General features: G+C 56.4%; 11 protein-coding genes. 4 read left to right on the top strand and 7 right to left on the bottom strand.

Annotated features, from left to right (window positions below; all coding sequences use genetic code 11):
* Nucleotides 1-3: 3 nt before the first annotated feature.
* Both VHE34_RS29805 and VHE34_RS29810 read left to right on the top strand, forming a co-directional pair.
* Nucleotides 4-324, top strand: a complete 321-nt coding sequence (locus tag VHE34_RS29805; RefSeq protein WP_325594986.1) for a hypothetical protein — start codon at nt 4-6, stop codon at nt 322-324.
* Nucleotides 309-1,583, top strand: coding sequence for a relaxase/mobilization nuclease domain-containing protein (locus VHE34_RS29810; protein ID WP_325594988.1), 1,275 nt, complete (start codon nt 309-311; stop codon nt 1,581-1,583). Before VHE34_RS29805 ends, VHE34_RS29810 begins: the two co-directional genes overlap by 16 nt.
* 75 nt (nt 1,584-1,658) lie before the next feature.
* Here VHE34_RS29810 and VHE34_RS29815 read toward each other — a convergent pair whose 3' ends face one another.
* Nucleotides 1,659-3,950 carry a GH92 family glycosyl hydrolase gene (locus VHE34_RS29815; protein ID WP_325594990.1) on the bottom strand — a complete coding sequence of 764 codons (2,292 nt, stop codon included), beginning with the start codon at nt 3,948-3,950 and terminating at the stop codon, nt 1,659-1,661.
* A gap of 46 nt (nt 3,951-3,996) precedes the next feature.
* Here VHE34_RS29815 and VHE34_RS29820 point away from each other — a divergent pair, with 46 nt between their 5' ends.
* Nucleotides 3,997-7,974 carry a GH92 family glycosyl hydrolase gene (locus VHE34_RS29820; protein WP_325594992.1) on the top strand — a complete coding sequence of 1,326 codons (3,978 nt, stop codon included), beginning with the start codon at nt 3,997-3,999 and terminating at the stop codon, nt 7,972-7,974.
* Between the two features lie 208 nt (nt 7,975-8,182).
* Here VHE34_RS29820 and VHE34_RS29825 read toward each other — a convergent pair whose 3' ends face one another.
* Genes VHE34_RS29825 through VHE34_RS29850 form a run of 6 tightly spaced genes read right to left on the bottom strand, consistent with a single transcriptional unit; the run spans nt 8,183 to nt 13,325 of the window.
* The gene (locus VHE34_RS29825) at nt 8,183-8,941 is read right to left on the bottom strand and encodes a glucosamine-6-phosphate deaminase (protein ID WP_325594994.1); all 759 of its coding nucleotides are present in this window, start codon (nt 8,939-8,941) and stop codon (nt 8,183-8,185) included.
* Nucleotide 8,942: 1 nt separating this feature from the next.
* The gene (locus VHE34_RS29830) at nt 8,943-9,209 is read right to left on the bottom strand and encodes an HPr family phosphocarrier protein (RefSeq protein WP_325594996.1); all 267 of its coding nucleotides are present in this window, start codon (nt 9,207-9,209) and stop codon (nt 8,943-8,945) included.
* The gene (ptsP, locus tag VHE34_RS29835) at nt 9,206-10,816 is read right to left on the bottom strand and encodes a phosphoenolpyruvate--protein phosphotransferase (RefSeq protein ID WP_325594998.1); all 1,611 of its coding nucleotides are present in this window, start codon (nt 10,814-10,816) and stop codon (nt 9,206-9,208) included. The genes VHE34_RS29830 and ptsP overlap by 4 nt, the downstream gene beginning before the upstream one ends.
* 50 nt (nt 10,817-10,866) lie before the next feature.
* A complete protein-coding gene (locus tag VHE34_RS29840; RefSeq protein ID WP_325595000.1) occupies nt 10,867-12,453 on the bottom strand; it encodes a PTS system mannose/fructose/sorbose family transporter subunit IID in 1,587 nt (528 codons plus the stop codon).
* Nucleotide 12,454: 1 nt separating this feature from the next.
* Entirely contained in the window at nt 12,455-12,925 is a 471-nt protein-coding gene (locus tag VHE34_RS29845; RefSeq protein WP_325595002.1) for a PTS sugar transporter subunit IIB, read from the bottom strand.
* The gene (locus VHE34_RS29850; RefSeq protein WP_325595005.1) at nt 12,918-13,325 is read right to left on the bottom strand and encodes a hypothetical protein; all 408 of its coding nucleotides are present in this window, start codon (nt 13,323-13,325) and stop codon (nt 12,918-12,920) included. The genes VHE34_RS29845 and VHE34_RS29850 overlap by 8 nt, the downstream gene beginning before the upstream one ends.
* Nucleotides 13,326-13,445: 120 nt before the next feature.
* Between VHE34_RS29850 and VHE34_RS29855 the strand changes: the two genes are divergently transcribed.
* Nucleotides 13,446-16,361 (top strand): glycosyl hydrolase family 28-related protein, encoded by a 2,916-nt coding sequence (locus VHE34_RS29855; RefSeq protein ID WP_325595007.1) that lies wholly within the window; start codon nt 13,446-13,448, stop codon nt 16,359-16,361.
* Nucleotides 16,362-16,363: the final 2 nt, after the last annotated feature.

The following is a 16,363-nucleotide window of genomic DNA, read 5'->3' on the forward strand; positions in this document are numbered from 1 at the left end:
CCTATGTCGAATAAAGAAGCAAAGCGCTTTCTCTCTATCCGCCTGTCCGCAGAAGAACTTCAGGAGGTCTACAACCATCAGCATCAGTCCACGTGCCGGAGCCTGACCGAGTATGTAAAAAAAGTGCTGACCGCTAAGCCCGTAACGGTCAAAGTCCGTGACGAGGCAAAGGAAGATACCCTCCAGCAATTAATTGGGATCAAGAACAGGCTCGACGAATTGGCAGAGAGGGCCGAACCGGCTGTCAACGGCACGCTTCTTGGGGAGATCGAAGACATTAAGTCATCGATCCGCAAGATAGCAGACGCATGTACGCAGAAGTAAACAGCGCAAGGAGTATTCGGTCCCCACTCGTCTACAACGAGCAAAAGGTTGAGGCCAAACAAGCCGACCTTCTCGATGCCCGTAATTTCTGGCAGGAGAAGGAGGACCTGACCCTGCGCGACAAACAACAGCGGTTCAGCCGCCTCACCGTGCTCAACGAACGATCGGCGAAAAAGATCCTGCATGCCTCCGTCAACTTCCACCCGGACGATAACCTCAGCGACAAACAGATGACCGCCATCGCCAAAGACTTCATGAAGGCGATCGGCTTCGGCGACCAGCCCTGGCTGGTCTACCGCCATAAAGACGCAGGACACCCACATATGCATATCATTTCGACCAACATCCGCCCCGACGGCAGCCGCATCTCCAACGACCTTCGGGCCCCACGAAGCCTGATGAAGATATGCAGCGTCATCGAGAGGGCACATCGCCTGAGGCCCGTAATGGCGCCCACCGGGCGGATGTACCTTTCCCGCCGTGACTACGTGCCAAGCCTGAAGTATGGCGAAATTCCCACCCGTACCGGTATCGAGATGGTAATCACATACGTATTGGACAACTATCGGTTCACCTCATTTGAAACCTACAACGCCATCCTTAGCCTCTACAACGTCCGTGCCGATCGCGGCAGCACCGATGGAATAATGTACCGGAATCGGGGACTGTATTACCGAATGATCGACGAAGAAGGTAAAAAGCTCGGCGCCCCGATAAAAGCCAGCGACTTTTATATATTCGCAACCTTGGACGCCCTCGAAGAAAAATACCGGCTTAACCGGACCCTTATAAGAGAATCGGACCGCGACTCGATGCGCACCAGCATCGACTACGATCTCATAAATGCCCGCAACCTGGGAAAATTCCGGCAGGAGATGGCCCGCAACCATCGAACATCCGTTATTATCCCCGCCTTCACCCGACGACCCACCCGTCACGCAGCTCCGACGGACTGTCCCGGGATGTTCTTTGCAGATTTCAACACGATGAATATTTACCGGGATACCGAGCTGGGCAAAGATTACACCGCAGAATCCATCATCCGGCGTTGCGGTCTCGACAAATCCATCCCCGAAATGGCCCGGCAACAACGGTGGGAACTGAAACCGGGCGAAAAGGCGCTCCTCGAAAATCCCAACCCGGATCACACCGCAACCCGCGATCTCCTGCTCCGACTTTCGAATCAACACGATGCCGTAGTGGAAAAACAACGGGAACTGGAACAGGCCCGGCACCACCGCCTTCGGCATGGCCTGTAGCCGCTATTTCGAAAATCCCTCCATCTCATGCAGCCGCCCCGTCCGGGTCCCGCGCAACAAGTGATCGCCGCTCACCTACTTCATCTTATCCGTCGAAAAAGAATACGGCGCATCCGCCGCATTCACCCCCTTCGTGGTATTCGGCGACGCCCCCATATTCAGCGTAAACTGCCCACCCTTCATCATCTCCGAATGCAAAAGAAAATTTCGCGTATAAGCCTGCCCATTCAACAGGGCCGACTGCACATACAAGTTCGCCGCACTGTTATTCGGTGCACTGATGACAAAGTCCTTCCCATTCTCCAGGTGCAGCACCGCCTTTCGGAAAAGCGGAGTCCCGAGCACATACTGATCGGTCCCCGGACAGACGGAATAAAATCCCAACGCCGAGAACACATACCAGGCCGAGGTTTGACCGTTATCCTCATCACCGCAGTACCCATCCGGCGTAGCCTGGTACAGCTTGCGCATAGCCTCGCGGATCCAATACTGCCCCTTCCAGGGTTCACCGGCATAGTCATACAAATACAACATATGCTGGATGGGCTGGTTCCCATGCGCATACTGCCCCATGCCCGCGATCTGCATCTCCCGGATCTCGTGGATCACCTCTCCATAATAACTGTCATCGAAAACGGGCGGCATCACAAACACACTGTCCAGCATCTTCACAAACTCTTTCTTCCCGCCCATCAGGTCAATCAGCCCCTGCACATCGTGAAAAACGCTCCAGCTGTAATGCCAACTGTTGCCTTCCGTAAAGGCATCCCCCCACTTGAACGGACTAAAAGGCGTGGCAAAGCTTCCATCCTGGTTCCTTCCCCGCATCAGCTTGTGCGAGGGATCAAAAAGATTCCTGTAATTCTGCGATCGCCGGGCATACGGTTCCAGTTCCGAAGCGGGACGGCCAAGCGCCTTGCCGAGACGGTAGATACAAAAATCGTCATAGGCATATTCCAGCGTCCGGGCCGCATTCTCGTTGATATGCACATCGTAAGGCACATATCCAAGACTGTTATAGTAGCCGACACCCTTCCGGCCGGCCGCATCGGGTCCCTCGGCGCTGGCATCCTTCACTAACGCCTGCCACAAAGTATTGATATCATAACCGCGTAACCCCTTGAGATAGGCATCCGCGACGACAGAAGCGGAGTTGTTGCCGATCATCACGTCCCGGTAACCGGGATCGGACCACTCCGGCAACCAGCCACCCTCTTTAAAATCATTCACAAGTCCTTCCTGCATTTCCTTGTTGATCGACGGGTACATAAGGTTCAGGAAAGGATACAACGCCCGGAAAGTGTCCCAGAAACCCGTCCCCGAGAACATATACCCCGGTTCCACCTTTCCATTATACGGGCTATAATGCACGATTCGTCCGCTGGCATCCTTTTCATATAGCCGCATCGGGAAAAAAAGCATCCGGTAAAGACAGGAATAGAACGTCCGGACCTGGTCGATGGTGCCGCCTTCGACCGAAACCCGGGCGAGCGTCTTGTTCCAGACGGCCCGGCCCTTTGCCTCTACTGTTGCAAAATCATCGCTGCCGATCTCGGTGGCCAGGTTTCGCTCGGCCTGTTCCAGGCTGATAAAGGAAGAGGCCACCTTTGCATTGATCACCGTCCCCCGGCGCGCCGCGTCAAACCCGACGAAGGCCCCGACATGCGGATCGGTCAGCTCCAAAGAATCGGTCAGCGTGCTGTCTTTCCACGCCCGCCTCGAAGTAAACGGCTGATCGAACACAATGACGAAATAATTCCGGAAATTCGCCGCCACGCCCCCGCTGTTACGCGTCGTGTACCCTACGATCTTATTTTCACCCGGGATGATCTTGATATACGATCCCTTGTTATAGGCATCGATCACGATATGAGCACTGTCTGTTTTCGGAAAAGTAAACCGGAAACGGACCGCCCGTTCGGTAGGCGTCATCTCCGTCGTCACATCATGATCGGCAAGATAGACGCTGTAGTAATAAGGCTTCACCACTTCCGCCTTATGCGAGAACCAGCTCGCGCGTTTCTCCTCCCTGAACTCGTTGCCGTTCACCGGCATAAGACTGAACTCCCCAAAATCATTCATCCACGGCGAAGGCTGATGCGTCTGTTTGAACCCCCTGATCTTATCGGCCGTATAAGTGTATTGCCAGCCATCTCCATTCCTGCCCGTCTGCGGCGTCCAGAAATTCATTCCCCATGGCAACGCGATCGATGGGTAGGTATTCCCAGTAGAGATCGCATAGGTCGACTGCGTGCCCATCAAAGGGTTGACAAAGTCGACGGGATCATGAACAGCATCGACCCACTGGGCCCGGGCGCCACCAAGCACGGCAAGCGTAGCGCTAAATAGAATGGCTTGTTTTAGCATGAGATTGTCAAAAATTTGATCCCGCAAAGTAAGCTATCTTTATCATATGAAACCGAGCACCCATCTCTCGAGGCTAACCGTCACAGTCCTCGCCTGCCTGATCAGCACTTCGTTAGCCGCCCAACCCACAGCCGCCAAAGAACCCGCCCCACTCTCCTATGTCGATCCTTATATCGGCACCGGCGGCCACGGTCACGTCTTCCTCGGCGCCAGCGTCCCCTTCGGCGCCGTTCAACCCGGACCTATGAACATCAACAAAGGCTGGGACTGGTGCTCCGGCTATCACTATAGCGACAGCGTCGTAAAAGGCTTCGCCCAGAATCATCTCAACGGCACCGGCATCCCGGATCTCGGTGACATCCTCATCATGCCCTACACCGGCGCCGTCCGCACCGACGTAGGCACGCAAAACGACCCATCAAAAGGCTATGCCTCCCACTACGACCACAGGAACGAGATCGCCCGCCCCGCCTACTACTCCCTCTGGTTGAAGGATCATAAGGTCAACGTCGAACTCACCGCCACCGAACGCGTCGCCTTCCACCGCTACCGCTTTCCAAAGGGCCGCCCCGCGCATATTATTATCGATCTCCTGCAAGGCAACTTCGACGCCGGCTGGCAACACCCAAAAGTGAAAGCCCACCTGCTCAAGCTCAACGACAGCACCCTCATCGGCTGGCGCAACAGCTCACAATGGGCAAAGGATCGCCGCATCTACTTCGCCATCCGCACCAGCTTCCCGCTGACCAGCTTCACACTCATCAACGGTAATACGGAAATAAAAGACCTCACGCTCGAAGCCGATACCGTCAAGGGCCTCATCTCCTTTAAAAACAACCCGGGTACCGCCATGCTGAAGGTTGGCGTCTCCAATGTCAGCGGCGAGAACGCCCTCGCCAACATCAACGCCGAGATCCCCAATTGGAACTTCGAAGCCATCGTCCGACAGGGCAATAAGAAATGGCAACAGGCTCTCCATAAGATCGACATCGAGGCAGCCGACTCCATCCAACGCAAGGTCTTTTACACCGCCCTCTATCACTCGATGATCGCCCCAGCTTTGTATAACGACCACGACAGCACCTATCGGGGCACGGACGGGAAGGTCATCGAACACGCACCCTATAACAACTATACGATCTTCTCCCTCTGGGACACTTATCGCACCCTGAATCCCCTGATGACCCTCATCCATCCCGAGCGCGTCAACGATATCGTCAACACCATGCTCGCCATCTATGTACAGCAGGGTAAATTACCCATCTGGCACCTGCAGGGTCGTGAAACGGATTGCATGGTCGGCTACAGCGCCGTCCCCATCATCGCTGACGCCTATTTAAAAGGCTATCACGGCTTCGACGCCAATCTTGCGCTCGAAGCAATGAAGGCCTCTTCCACCCGGGATGACTACGGGGTAAAATATCTCAAGGAAGAAGGCTATATCCCCGCCGACAAGGAAAGAGAGTCCGTCTCCAAGGCGCTGGAATACGCCATCGACGACTGGTGCATCGCCCAGGTGGCCGCAAAGATGGGCCGCAGCGCAGACGCGCAGTACTATGCGAAACGTGGAGAATACTTCACCCGCTATTTCGACCCGGCCACGAAATTCATGCGGCCCGTGCTCGCCGATGGCAACTACCGCGAGCCCTTCAATCCCTTCCAGTCGATCCACGAATGGGGCGACTACACCGAAGGCAATGCCTGGCAATATACCTGGCTCGTACCCCAGGACGTCGAAAAGCTCATCAGCATGATGGGTGGAGACAAACCCTTCGTCACCAAGCTGGACAGTCTCTTCGTCGTCAGCCAGTCGATGGGCAGCCAGGCCTCGCCGGACATTTCCGGTCTCATCGGGATGTATGCCCAGGGGAATGAACCCAATCACCACATCGCCTATCTGTATAATTTCGCCGGGTATCCCTGGAAAACGGCGGAAAAGATCAAACATATCACCGATGAGTTCTACACCGCAAAGAATGATGGTCTCTGTGGGAACGACGACGCCGGCCAGATGAGCGCCTGGTACGTCATGTCCGCCCTCGGATTCTATCCCGTCAATCCGGCCAACGGCGTCTTCGTCTTCGGCACGCCACTGGTACGCAAGGCCGTGCTCGAAGTAAGCGGCGGCCAGGGCAAACACTTCACGATGCAGACCGTCAACTTCGGCAAAAAGAACATCTACATTCAAAAAGCCACGCTCAACGGCAAACCATACACCCATTCTTTCATCGATTACAAGGATATCAAGGCCGGTTCCACACTCGTTCTCTACATGGGCGATTTCCCCAATAAAAATTTCGGTGCAAAGCCGGAAGATCGCCCCAGGTCCACCGTCGAATCACAATCCACAACATCGATCGATGTCAACCAGGCCATCTTCCCACCCAACGCACCAAAGATCGCCGTAGTCACCAGCGCCGCGCCGCTCGCAAAAACATTCTCGCTCATCGACCCCAATGGCAAAACCGTGTACACCGGTAACCTGGGCGATGCCCAATCCATCAGCGATTGGACGCAAGCCAAACAGTTCTACCCCGCCGACTTCTCCGCATTCAAAACTCCCGGCGCCTATCGCCTCAAAGCCAATAACGCCACCTCCGCCGAATTCACCATCGGCGGCGCCGACTGGGCCCGCCCCCTGATCGGCAGCATCATCCATTATTATAACCAGCAACGCGCCAACACCCCCGCCGAGCTCGAAGCCGACAAGCACCTTCTCCTCTTCGGCAGCGACAAACGGGTCGACCTCCACGGCGGATGGTGCGACGCCTCCGGCGACGTCAGTAAATACTTCTCGCATCTGGCCTATGCCAATTTCATGTCTCCCCAACAGATCCCCCTCGTCACCTGGAGCCTCGTCAACACCGGCGAAACGCTGAAAGACCAATTAAAAGAGTGGCATCTCACAGACTCCCTCACCAGCGAAGCCCTTTGGGGCGCGGACTATATCACGCGTTCCCTTTCGCCGGAAGGATATTTTTACATGACCATCTTCTCCTATTTCAAAAAGGACCCCGAAGCCCGCCGCGTCGTAGGCCTCCGCGCCAACAGCGTCACGACGGACGAATATCAATGCGCCTTCCGCGAAGGCGGCGGCATGGCCATCGCCGCACTTGCCCGCATCTCCCGCTGGCACAAAGACGGCGACTACACCTCGGAACAATACCTCGACGCCGCTAAAAGAGCCTATGCCCACCTGGTGGTCAACAACACAAAATACGATGATGATGGAAAGGAAAATATTATCGATGACTACTGCGCCCTCATGGCCGCAACCGAACTCTGGATCGCCACTGACAGCGCTTACTACCGCGACCAGGCCTGCCTCCGCGCCGGTAAGCTCAACGCCCGTATGACCGATGCCGGCTATTTCATCTCCGACGACAATCGCCGCCCTTTCTGGCATGCCGCCGATGCAGGCCTCCCCATCGTCGCTCTTATCCGATATCTCGACAAGGAACAGGAGACGGCAAACCGCGAAGCCGCAACAAAAACCATCAACAAGGCCCTTGCCTATAATCTCCGCGTCACAAACGAAACGGCCAACCCTTTCGGTTACGCGCGCCAGAGTTTCCTATACAAAAATGAAGTAAAAGATGGCTTCTTCATCCCCCACGACAACGAGACCGGTTGGTGGTGGCAGGGTGAAAATGCCCGCCTCGGCTCCCTGGCCACCGCCGCCCTCCTCGGCAACAAGCTGCACAACAACGATTCATTGATCACCTTCGCCGCCCGCCAATACTCCTGGATCCTCGGCTGCAACCCTTACTCCATCTGTTTCATGTACGGCTGGGGCCAAAACAACGTCCCCTATATGCACTCCAACTATGGCCACGGCTCCCAGCGCGGCGGCATCTCCAACGGCATCACCGGCGGTAAAGATCACGGCGAAGGCAGCGGCATCGACTTTAGGGAAGAGGATGATGGTAACGAATGGCGATGGACCGAGCAATGGCTCCCCCACGCCGCCTGGTTCCTCGCGGCCATCACCGCCATGGCCTCCCCCACAACAGCCTCCCGCTAAAGGAAAAAACCTTCCAAATATGGGAACCCTGGGGTCTAGATCGAAATTGATAATCAATTAATTATGCGATGGCACAGGCCTTGCCTTTACATAACCATGAAAAAGATGCTAAAAGAGAATCATCTCTCCGTACCCGGCGTCATCATCGCCTTCCTATTAGGCATGTTGGTAACTTTCGCCTTTTACATTCTTAGATAGCCCCCAAACCCTACCAATCAAAACCCCTCTCCCTGGCCCTTTCCCTGATCAGCTCCCCGGCTGCGGCATCCAACAGGATCTCGCAGTTGGGATGCAGCTGAACCACCGACGCCGGAATATCCGTCGTCACCGGCCCGAGAACAGCCTGCTCAATAATAGAGGCCTTATGTTTACCCTTCGCAATAAGCACGATCCTCCGGGTCTGCATGATATTCTTGATCCCCCGCGTCAATCCTCCCAATTCATGATCGGCCGCAACGCCCGTTTCCCGCCGCACCTTCTCTTCAAAAACGGGATCCATCGGTGATACCCAGGTCTCACTCTCGAACGGTGTCCCCGGCTGATTGATCCCAATATGTCCGTTCCAACCGATTCCCAACATCTGTAGATCGGCCCCACCTCGCGCAGCCAGTCGCTCCTCGAACAACCGGGCCTCCCGTACAAAATCATCCGAAAGCGTCGGCGGCATGATAAAATTGGCAGCAGGTATCCCCAAGGGCCCCGCCAGCTGATCATAGATCATCGAATAACAGCTACCCGAATACTCCCGTTGCAGGTTGGTCAACTCATCGACATTGAATAACGTCACCCTCGATACATCAAAGGGATACCGCTTATAGATCTCGGCAACGACACCATGCATATTCATCGTCGTCTGACCCGTCGACAGCCCGATCACCGCATCCGGCTTGGCCAGCATCTGCCCGATGATCCGCCAGGCGGCCGCTATATCGAAGGAATGTTCACTGTCACAAATAGTGATTTTCATATTACCAGTCTTTTAGATTGTTCGCAAAAAAAGTATCAAAAGCGCCGGCAGCAGCCGCTTCATCCACTCCCTCGAATTCAAGCACCACAGCCTCGCCACCCTTGATCCCCAGCGAAAGGATATTCAGCAGGCTGTTCAGCTTTACCTTCTTCTCGCCTTTCTTCAACTGCACCACCGTTTGAAATTGTTTCGCCAGTTTGACCATTGCCGTAGCCGGCCGCGCATGCATGCCCTCCGGCGCTAAAATCAGGTATTCTTTTATGATCATAATCGAATGATAATTTCTTTTACCGCCGGTATCGATGAGGCGACCATCGAAAATTCCCGTAAGCCCATGCCAACCAGCAGCTCGGTCGCCCGCAGATCCCCGGCCATCTCCCCGCACATACCCACGGGGATGCCGGCCCGGGCTCCCTCTTCGATTACCATCCGGATCAGCCGCAACACCGCGGGGTGAAAAGGATCATACAGGGAGGCGATCTTTTCATTCATCCGGTCTACGGCAAGGGTATATTGACAAAGATCATTGGTCCCGATGCTGAAAAAATCGGCTTCTTGTGCCAGCACATCGGCCGTCAACGCCGCCGACGGGATCTCGATCATCACTCCTACCGGCAGATCCGCAGCAAACGCAACCCCCTCCGCCGCCAAACTCAAACGCGCTTCAGCCACAATGGCCTTTGCTGCCCGTAACTCTTCCACACTGCCGATCATCGGGAACATCATCCGGGCAGAGCCAAAGACGCTCGCCCTCAGGATCGCCCGTATCTGCGTCAGGAAAAGATCCGTCCGGTCCAGGCAGATACGAATCGCCCGGTAACCCAAAAAAGGATTTTCCTCCCTCGGCAGACCAAGGTAGGGCAGGGGCTTGTCCCCACCGATGTCCAGGGTCCGGATGGTCACCGCCCTGCCGGCGCTGCGCAACAGCACATTCTTATAAAAGAGAAATTGTTCTTCCTCCGTAGGCAGACCGTCCCGGTCAAGAAACAACAGTTCCGTCCGCAACAACCCTACCCCCTCCGCGCCAAAATCAATCGCCTGCTCCATATCTTCCGCCGTGGCAATATTGGCTTGCAAATGCACCCTGACGCCCTCACGGGTCACCGCCTCACGATCTTTCAGCAAACGCAGTTGTTCCTGTCGCTGCCAATGCTTTTCCTGCTTCCGCCGGTACTGCGCAACAAGGCTCGCCGAAGGATTCACCAGCACACTCCCCGTCTCGCCATCCATCACCAGGTCATCCCCATCGACAATCGACGCCAGCGCCTTTCCGACACCCACAACCGCCGGCAGACTCCGGATCCGGGCGACGATGGCCGCATGCGAGGTCTTTCCACCGGCCTGCGTAACAAATCCTGCTACCCGCGAGCCATCCAGTCCCATCGTATCGGAAGGACTGAGATCCTCCGCAAGGACGATCCAACCTTCCCCATCCGGCAATTGCCGCCCCGCCGGAAATCCGGCCAGCCGCTGAAACAACCGCCAACCCATATCCTTCACATCCGCGGCCCGCGCCCGCAGATAGTCGTCATCCATGTTCTCGAACATCCCGGCAAACTGCTCCATCGTCAGCAATACCGCATCCCGCGCGGGCATCAACTCCTCGCCGATCCGCCGAAACACTTCCTCCTCCCAGGCCGGGTCCTGCAATAGCTCCACCTGCACCTCCAGGATGGCGGCCTCATCCGAACTGGCCTTCGTCATCATCCCCTCCAACTCCGCTATCGAAGAAGACACCGCGGCCCGATACTTTCCCCTCTCGGCCTCGACCGTAGCCGCATCGGCAAGCACGATCCCGCTTACCCGCGCCGTTCGCGGCCGCAGCCAAAAAGCCCTGCCGATCGCAATACCCGATGAAACACCGATCCCGTTCATAACGAGCAAATTATTTTCAATGGTGTTATGCAGTCGGCTTGCGCCTCGTGTCATATGATCCAATGTAAGATACTTCCCAAAAATCCAACCACCAGCAGCCCCAGCAACAATGCCGTCGTCTTGACACCCCGCCGGAGAAAATAATAGGTGAGAAAGGTCAGACCCAACGGCAACAACGCCGGCACGATCTGGTCCAAAACCCCTTGTAACCCTGCTCCCTCACCAAAAGACAAAGGCGTATGAATGCTCATCAGCGTGGCGGGCATCGCCCCCACAACCATCAATCCCAGGATAGCCGCGCCGTTCTTGAGCCGGTCCATGACGTTGTTCTTCGACAATTGCATAAGGAAACGCGTCCCCGTTTTATAACCTATAAACGTTAACTGATACCGCAACAACAAATGCGGCACATTAAAGAGTAAAATAAACAACACGACTCCCATCACATTCCCTTTCAACGCCAGCGAGGTCCCGACACCCGCGGCGATCACCTTCAACGTTCCCCAGAACAGCGAGTCGAAAACTCCCGCCAACGGTCCCATCAACCCAAGCTTCACCGAATTGATCGATTCCGCATCAAACTCCGCATCCCGGCTGTTCTGTTCTTCCATCGCCGCCGTCAGGCCAAGTATCAGCGTACTCCCATAGGTGCTCGTATTGAATAATTGCAGATGGCGTTGCAACGCCGCCGCCATCGATTCCTTTGTGGAATAGAACTTCTTCAGCACCGGCAGCAAAGCAAAGGCAAAGCCCGTATTCTGCCAGGTCTCGAAATTGAAATTGGCCTCCAACAGCATGCTCCGCCAGAAGATCCGTCGCAGATCCCGTTTAGCCAGCGCCGGCTGAGGCGGCGCCAAATCATTAGCCCCAGCCGGCGCCCGATCCGCTTCTTCCTCCTCCGAATCCTCATCCGGAGCCGAAGGCGCCCGATCCTGCGTCACTAAAAACGCAATGATCACCCCCAACCCCCCAATGGCAATCACCGGCATCTTCAAATACGCCGCCAGCAAAAATCCCAAAAAGAAGTAGGGCGCCACCCGCTTATGAAACAACAAATTCATCAACAAGGCAAAGCCGAGCGCCGGCAGCAGATTCCCCGCCACCTGCAGCCCCGTATTCACCCAGGATGGAATCGTGTCAAGGAAATTCTTCATCACCCCCGCCCCGAGCCGTAAGGCAAGAAAACCAACCAGCGCCATCAGCACCGGCTTGACAAAGCCGGAAAGGACATGCAGCCGCTGCACACCTCGCCAATTACCCTCGGCCGCATACCGCACAAAAGTCTTATTGAACACGCTCCGGGTCACAAACAACGCACTCAGCAGCATCTCCGCCAGGATGGAAATGGGAATGGCCAGCGCCAGCGCAATACCCACTCCTTTATGGGACAGCATCGCAAACGCTGTCCCAAGCACTCCTCCTGTAACGACGTCCGGCGGAATGGCCGCGCCTACCTTAATATTTCCCATGAAGATCAGCTCCAGCGAAGCGCCGATGACGACGCCCTGCTGCCAGTCGCCCAGGGCCCAGCCGACAAGCGGGGCCAACACCAATGGCCGGCTGAGGAGGGTGGTCCCCAACAGATCCTCCGAATGCCCAAAGAAGATGATCAAGGTAATAAGTAGATAGCTCAGCACGTCAGAGTAGATTTTCTATAGGTTGCTTCTTATCCGTAGGCACCTGCCGCGCCTCGAGCTCGAGACCCTTCGCCAGCAGTTCCCGGATCAACACGATATCGGGTTCTGTCAGAGCGATCGCCTTCGACACGGCCTTCGCACCCGCTTTTAACCGGATACCGCCAAAATTTATCGTCCGGATCTCCTCAACTCCCACGGCCAATGCATGCGCATCCTTGACCGAATCCACCAACACCAACAGTTGCTGTCCCTTGTTCTTCGGATCGTTTAAATAGGTAACCGAATCCGCGATCGATTTGATCAATAGCCTGGCCCCCGCCGGCTTGGCAAGACCCAGGGTCATCCGCAGGAATTCATCCCTGGCCACCCGGTCGTTCGCGACAAAAAGACAATCTGCTCCCAACGCCGGCGTCCAGGTAAAAGCCACTTGCCCATGGACAAGGCGGTCATCGATACGTAACAGTTTAATCATTATTATTACGGATAAGTTGGTTGACGTAGACTATCTGGTCCCGCGCCATCCCGATCGCCTCGGCCAGCACCTCTTGCGCCGGCCTCTCCGGATCGGCCATAATGACCTCGATCACCAGCGGCAGGTTCATGCCCGCCACGATATGAACCGACTGCATCACCCCCAGTTCCGCCGCCATCCTCACCACTTGATTCGTAATGCTTCCCCCCAACAGGTCAGTGAACACGATCCATTCCTCTCCAGCCCCCAACAATCTTGCAAGGGCTGACTCCACTGACCGGTTCTCTTCCACATACGCTTGCAGCACGACCACCCCGGAAACAGCCCCGGTGATCAGCTCCAACGCCGACCGCATCCCCCCGGCAAACTCCCCATGACTGACAATCAGGAACTTTCTCATATTGCAATCTTACCACTATTGAGCCTCAAAACCCTCCCTTTTCCCCGTTTTTCTCCGCTGTAGTGGTAAAGTAGGGGCCGTCCGGCACCGCTGGACGGCCACATCCCGTACCTTACCTTTATGAAATTCTTCCGCAGGCTCACCCTGGTCACCCTTATCACCCCCGCGATCGCTTGCGCTACCCCGCCCCCCGGCGCCTCCATCTTCCGACTCCGCCCGGAAGACCCCCACGCCCTCTACTTCACCCCCGACAATTATAAGATAACCGCCGACGGCCGCACCGACATCTCGGACGCCCTCCAGCAAGCCATCCGCACGCTCAAGACCCGCGATAATTTCGGCGTCATCTTCATCCCCGAAGGCACTTACCGCCTCTCGAAGACCATATATATTCCCACCGCGATCCGATTGATCGGTTACGGCAAGACCCGGCCCCTGATTGTCCTCGCCCCCAATTCCCCCGGCTTCCAGTCCGCGGACCCCGGGGACAAAGGCCAGGGTCGGTACCTCTTCTGGTTCGTCAGCAACCTCTCCGATCCCGGCCAGCCCGTCCGTGACGCCGGGGCCTCCACCTTCTACAGCGCCCTGTCGAATATCAACCTGAAGATCGGCGACGGAAACCCCGCCGCCATCGCCCTCCGAACGCACTTCGCCCAGCACAGCTATATCTCCCATGTCGACATCGACGCGGGTAACGGCCGGGCCGGACTCTTCGACGTAGGCAATGAAATGGAGGACGTCCGCTTCTTCGGCGGCGACTATGGCATCTTCACCACGAAGCCAAGTCCCGGCTGGCCCTGCGCCATCGTCGACTCCTGGTTCGAAGGACAGCGCCGCGCCGCCATCCGCACCCGCGAAGCTGGCCTGGTCCTCATCCGCCTGCAGGCCAAAAAGGTCCCGGTCGTGGTCGACATCGACTCCAACTACCACGAAAAGCTCTTTATGGAAGACGGGCGCTTCGAGGACATAAAAGAAACCGCGATCCGTATCAGCAACGAAGACAACGCCTTCAGCCAGGTAAACCTCCGCAACATCGCCTGCCGCAACACCCCCGTATTGACCGAAGGGCGCCTCACCCACCGCCGGACCACCGCCCCTTCGCTGATCTATATCGTCAAAAGCTTTACCGACGGACTCCAGCTCGATGGCTGGTCTTCCGATCCAATCTACAACACGACAAAAGATCTCCGGTCCGTATCTGTCATGCCTACCGTTACCCCTTCGGACATCCCCGCCTTCCCCGACATGGCCTCCTGGGCAAATCTCCGGGCCCTTGGCGCCATGGGGGATGGCGTGTCCGATGACACAAAAGCGATCCAACATGCGATCGACACCCACGACGTCGTCTACGTCCCACAAGGCTGGTACCGCCTCACCCAGCCGATCCACCTCAAACCCACAACCGTTCTCATCGGCTTTCACCCCTTCGCCACCCAATTCCTCATCGCCGACAACACCGCGGCTTTCAGTGGTTTCGGCGGGCCACAACCCGTCCTCGAATCCCCGCAAGGCGGCACGAATATCCTCACCGGCATCGGTCTCAACACCAACGCCGGCAACCCCCGCGCGGTAGCCTGTAAATGGCAGTCGGGGGAACGTTCGTATATCAACGACGTAAAATTTATCGGCGGTCACGGCGGTATCCCCCGTCCCAACACCGCCGACACGGCCCGCCGGCAATCCGAACGCGACTGGGACACCCAATACTGGAGCCTCTGGGTGACAAATGGGGGTGGCGGAACGTTTAAAGACATCTGGACGGCAAATACCTACGCTACCGCCGGAGCCTATTTCTCTCATACGGCCACGCCCGGTCGTATCTACGCGCTCTCCGTCGAACACCATGTCCGCAACGAGGTCCGCTTCAACGACGTCGCCAACTGGAAAGTATATGCGCTGCAACTGGAAGAAGAAAGCCGCGAATCCACCGAATGCCAGCCCATGGAGCTTGAGGACTGCCACGACATGACCTTCGCCAATCTCTACCTATTCCGCGTCATCCGGGTCAACAAACCCTATCCCTGGTCTATTCGCCGCTGGGGCGGCCACGACCTCGAATTCCTGAACGTCCACAACTACAGCCAGATCATCTACACCACCACCGATCCGCTCTACGACGTCAACACCAACACCACCGTCCGCCCCTGGGAATTCGCCCGCCTCTTCATAGCAACGGAGTCGAAGACTCCGGTCGAAGATCAAAAATTATCCACCGGCTTCGAATTCGCCCAATCCCCCTGCCACGACAGCAAAGGCAACATCTACTTCTGCGACTCCCGGCTCCGCCGCATCTATAAGTACTCCCCCGCCACCCGCCAGACAACCCTGCTCGCCGACTATCCCTGGCAACCGCTCTCCCTCGCCTGCGACAAAAAAGACAACCTCCTCGTCGTATTTAAATATGTCCCGAAACCAGGCACCGGCGAAACCTTCACCAACCCACCCGATGCCGCAGGCACCTCTTTCAGCGGCTGGGGTAACTCCGGCTTCGCCACCTGGGCCTATAGCATCGACCCGGACAACCCCGACGAAACTATCCACCTCCTCCCCACACAAGCGATGGGCAGCATCGACCCCGTCGACCACGCCCTCTACCCGGCCCATCGCTGGCGCGACTACCACGACTTCAATACGATCACCGTCCAGCGACCACAACAATGTTTCGTCGCTCCCGACGGTGTCACTATCATCCCCGTCGTCTATGACCTCGCCCGCAGCACCGCCCTCACCGAAGCAAAACCCGGCGCCCCGGTCTATACCACCGACGAATACGACAAGCGCACCGTCGTAACGGACGTCGATAGCAAAGGATATCTGAGCAATCTAAAATACTTCGCCCAACGCGGCGAGTTCGCCTCAGCCACAGATGCCGCCGGAAAAGTCTATATTGGGGATGGAGAAATCTATGTTTACGACCCTCAAGGCCGGCTGATCAATACCCTGAAAACTCCCGAACGCCCCACCGGCCTCACCATCGATAAAACCACCCTCTACCTCACCGGCCACCAATCTCTTTACAAACTGCCAATAAAATAAGG

It is taken from the genome of Puia sp. (assembly GCF_035546395.1).
In the GTDB taxonomy this organism is placed as follows: domain Bacteria; phylum Bacteroidota; class Bacteroidia; order Chitinophagales; family Chitinophagaceae; genus Puia.

Bases quoted from the DNA above. Each gene is read 5' to 3' on its own strand.
- VHE34_RS29805 (WP_325594986.1), top strand. From the start codon at position 4: ATGTCGAATAAAGAAGCAAAGCGCTTTCTCTCTATCCGCCTGTCCGCA.
- VHE34_RS29810 (WP_325594988.1), top strand. From the start codon at position 309: ATGTACGCAGAAGTAAACAGCGCAAGGAGTATTCGGTCCCCACTCGTC.
- VHE34_RS29815 (WP_325594990.1), bottom strand. From the start codon at position 3,950: ATGCTAAAACAAGCCATTCTATTTAGCGCTACGCTTGCCGTGCTTGGT.
- VHE34_RS29820 (WP_325594992.1), top strand. From the start codon at position 3,997: ATGAAACCGAGCACCCATCTCTCGAGGCTAACCGTCACAGTCCTCGCC.
- VHE34_RS29825 (WP_325594994.1), bottom strand. From the start codon at position 8,941: ATGAAAATCACTATTTGTGACAGTGAACATTCCTTCGATATAGCGGCC.
- VHE34_RS29830 (WP_325594996.1), bottom strand. From the start codon at position 9,209: ATGATCATAAAAGAATACCTGATTTTAGCGCCGGAGGGCATGCATGCG.
- ptsP (WP_325594998.1), bottom strand. From the start codon at position 10,816: ATGAACGGGATCGGTGTTTCATCGGGTATTGCGATCGGCAGGGCTTTT.
- VHE34_RS29845 (WP_325595002.1), bottom strand. From the start codon at position 12,925: ATGATTAAACTGTTACGTATCGATGACCGCCTTGTCCATGGGCAAGTG.
- VHE34_RS29850 (WP_325595005.1), bottom strand. From the start codon at position 13,325: ATGAGAAAGTTCCTGATTGTCAGTCATGGGGAGTTTGCCGGGGGGATG.
- VHE34_RS29855 (WP_325595007.1), top strand. From the start codon at position 13,446: ATGAAATTCTTCCGCAGGCTCACCCTGGTCACCCTTATCACCCCCGCG.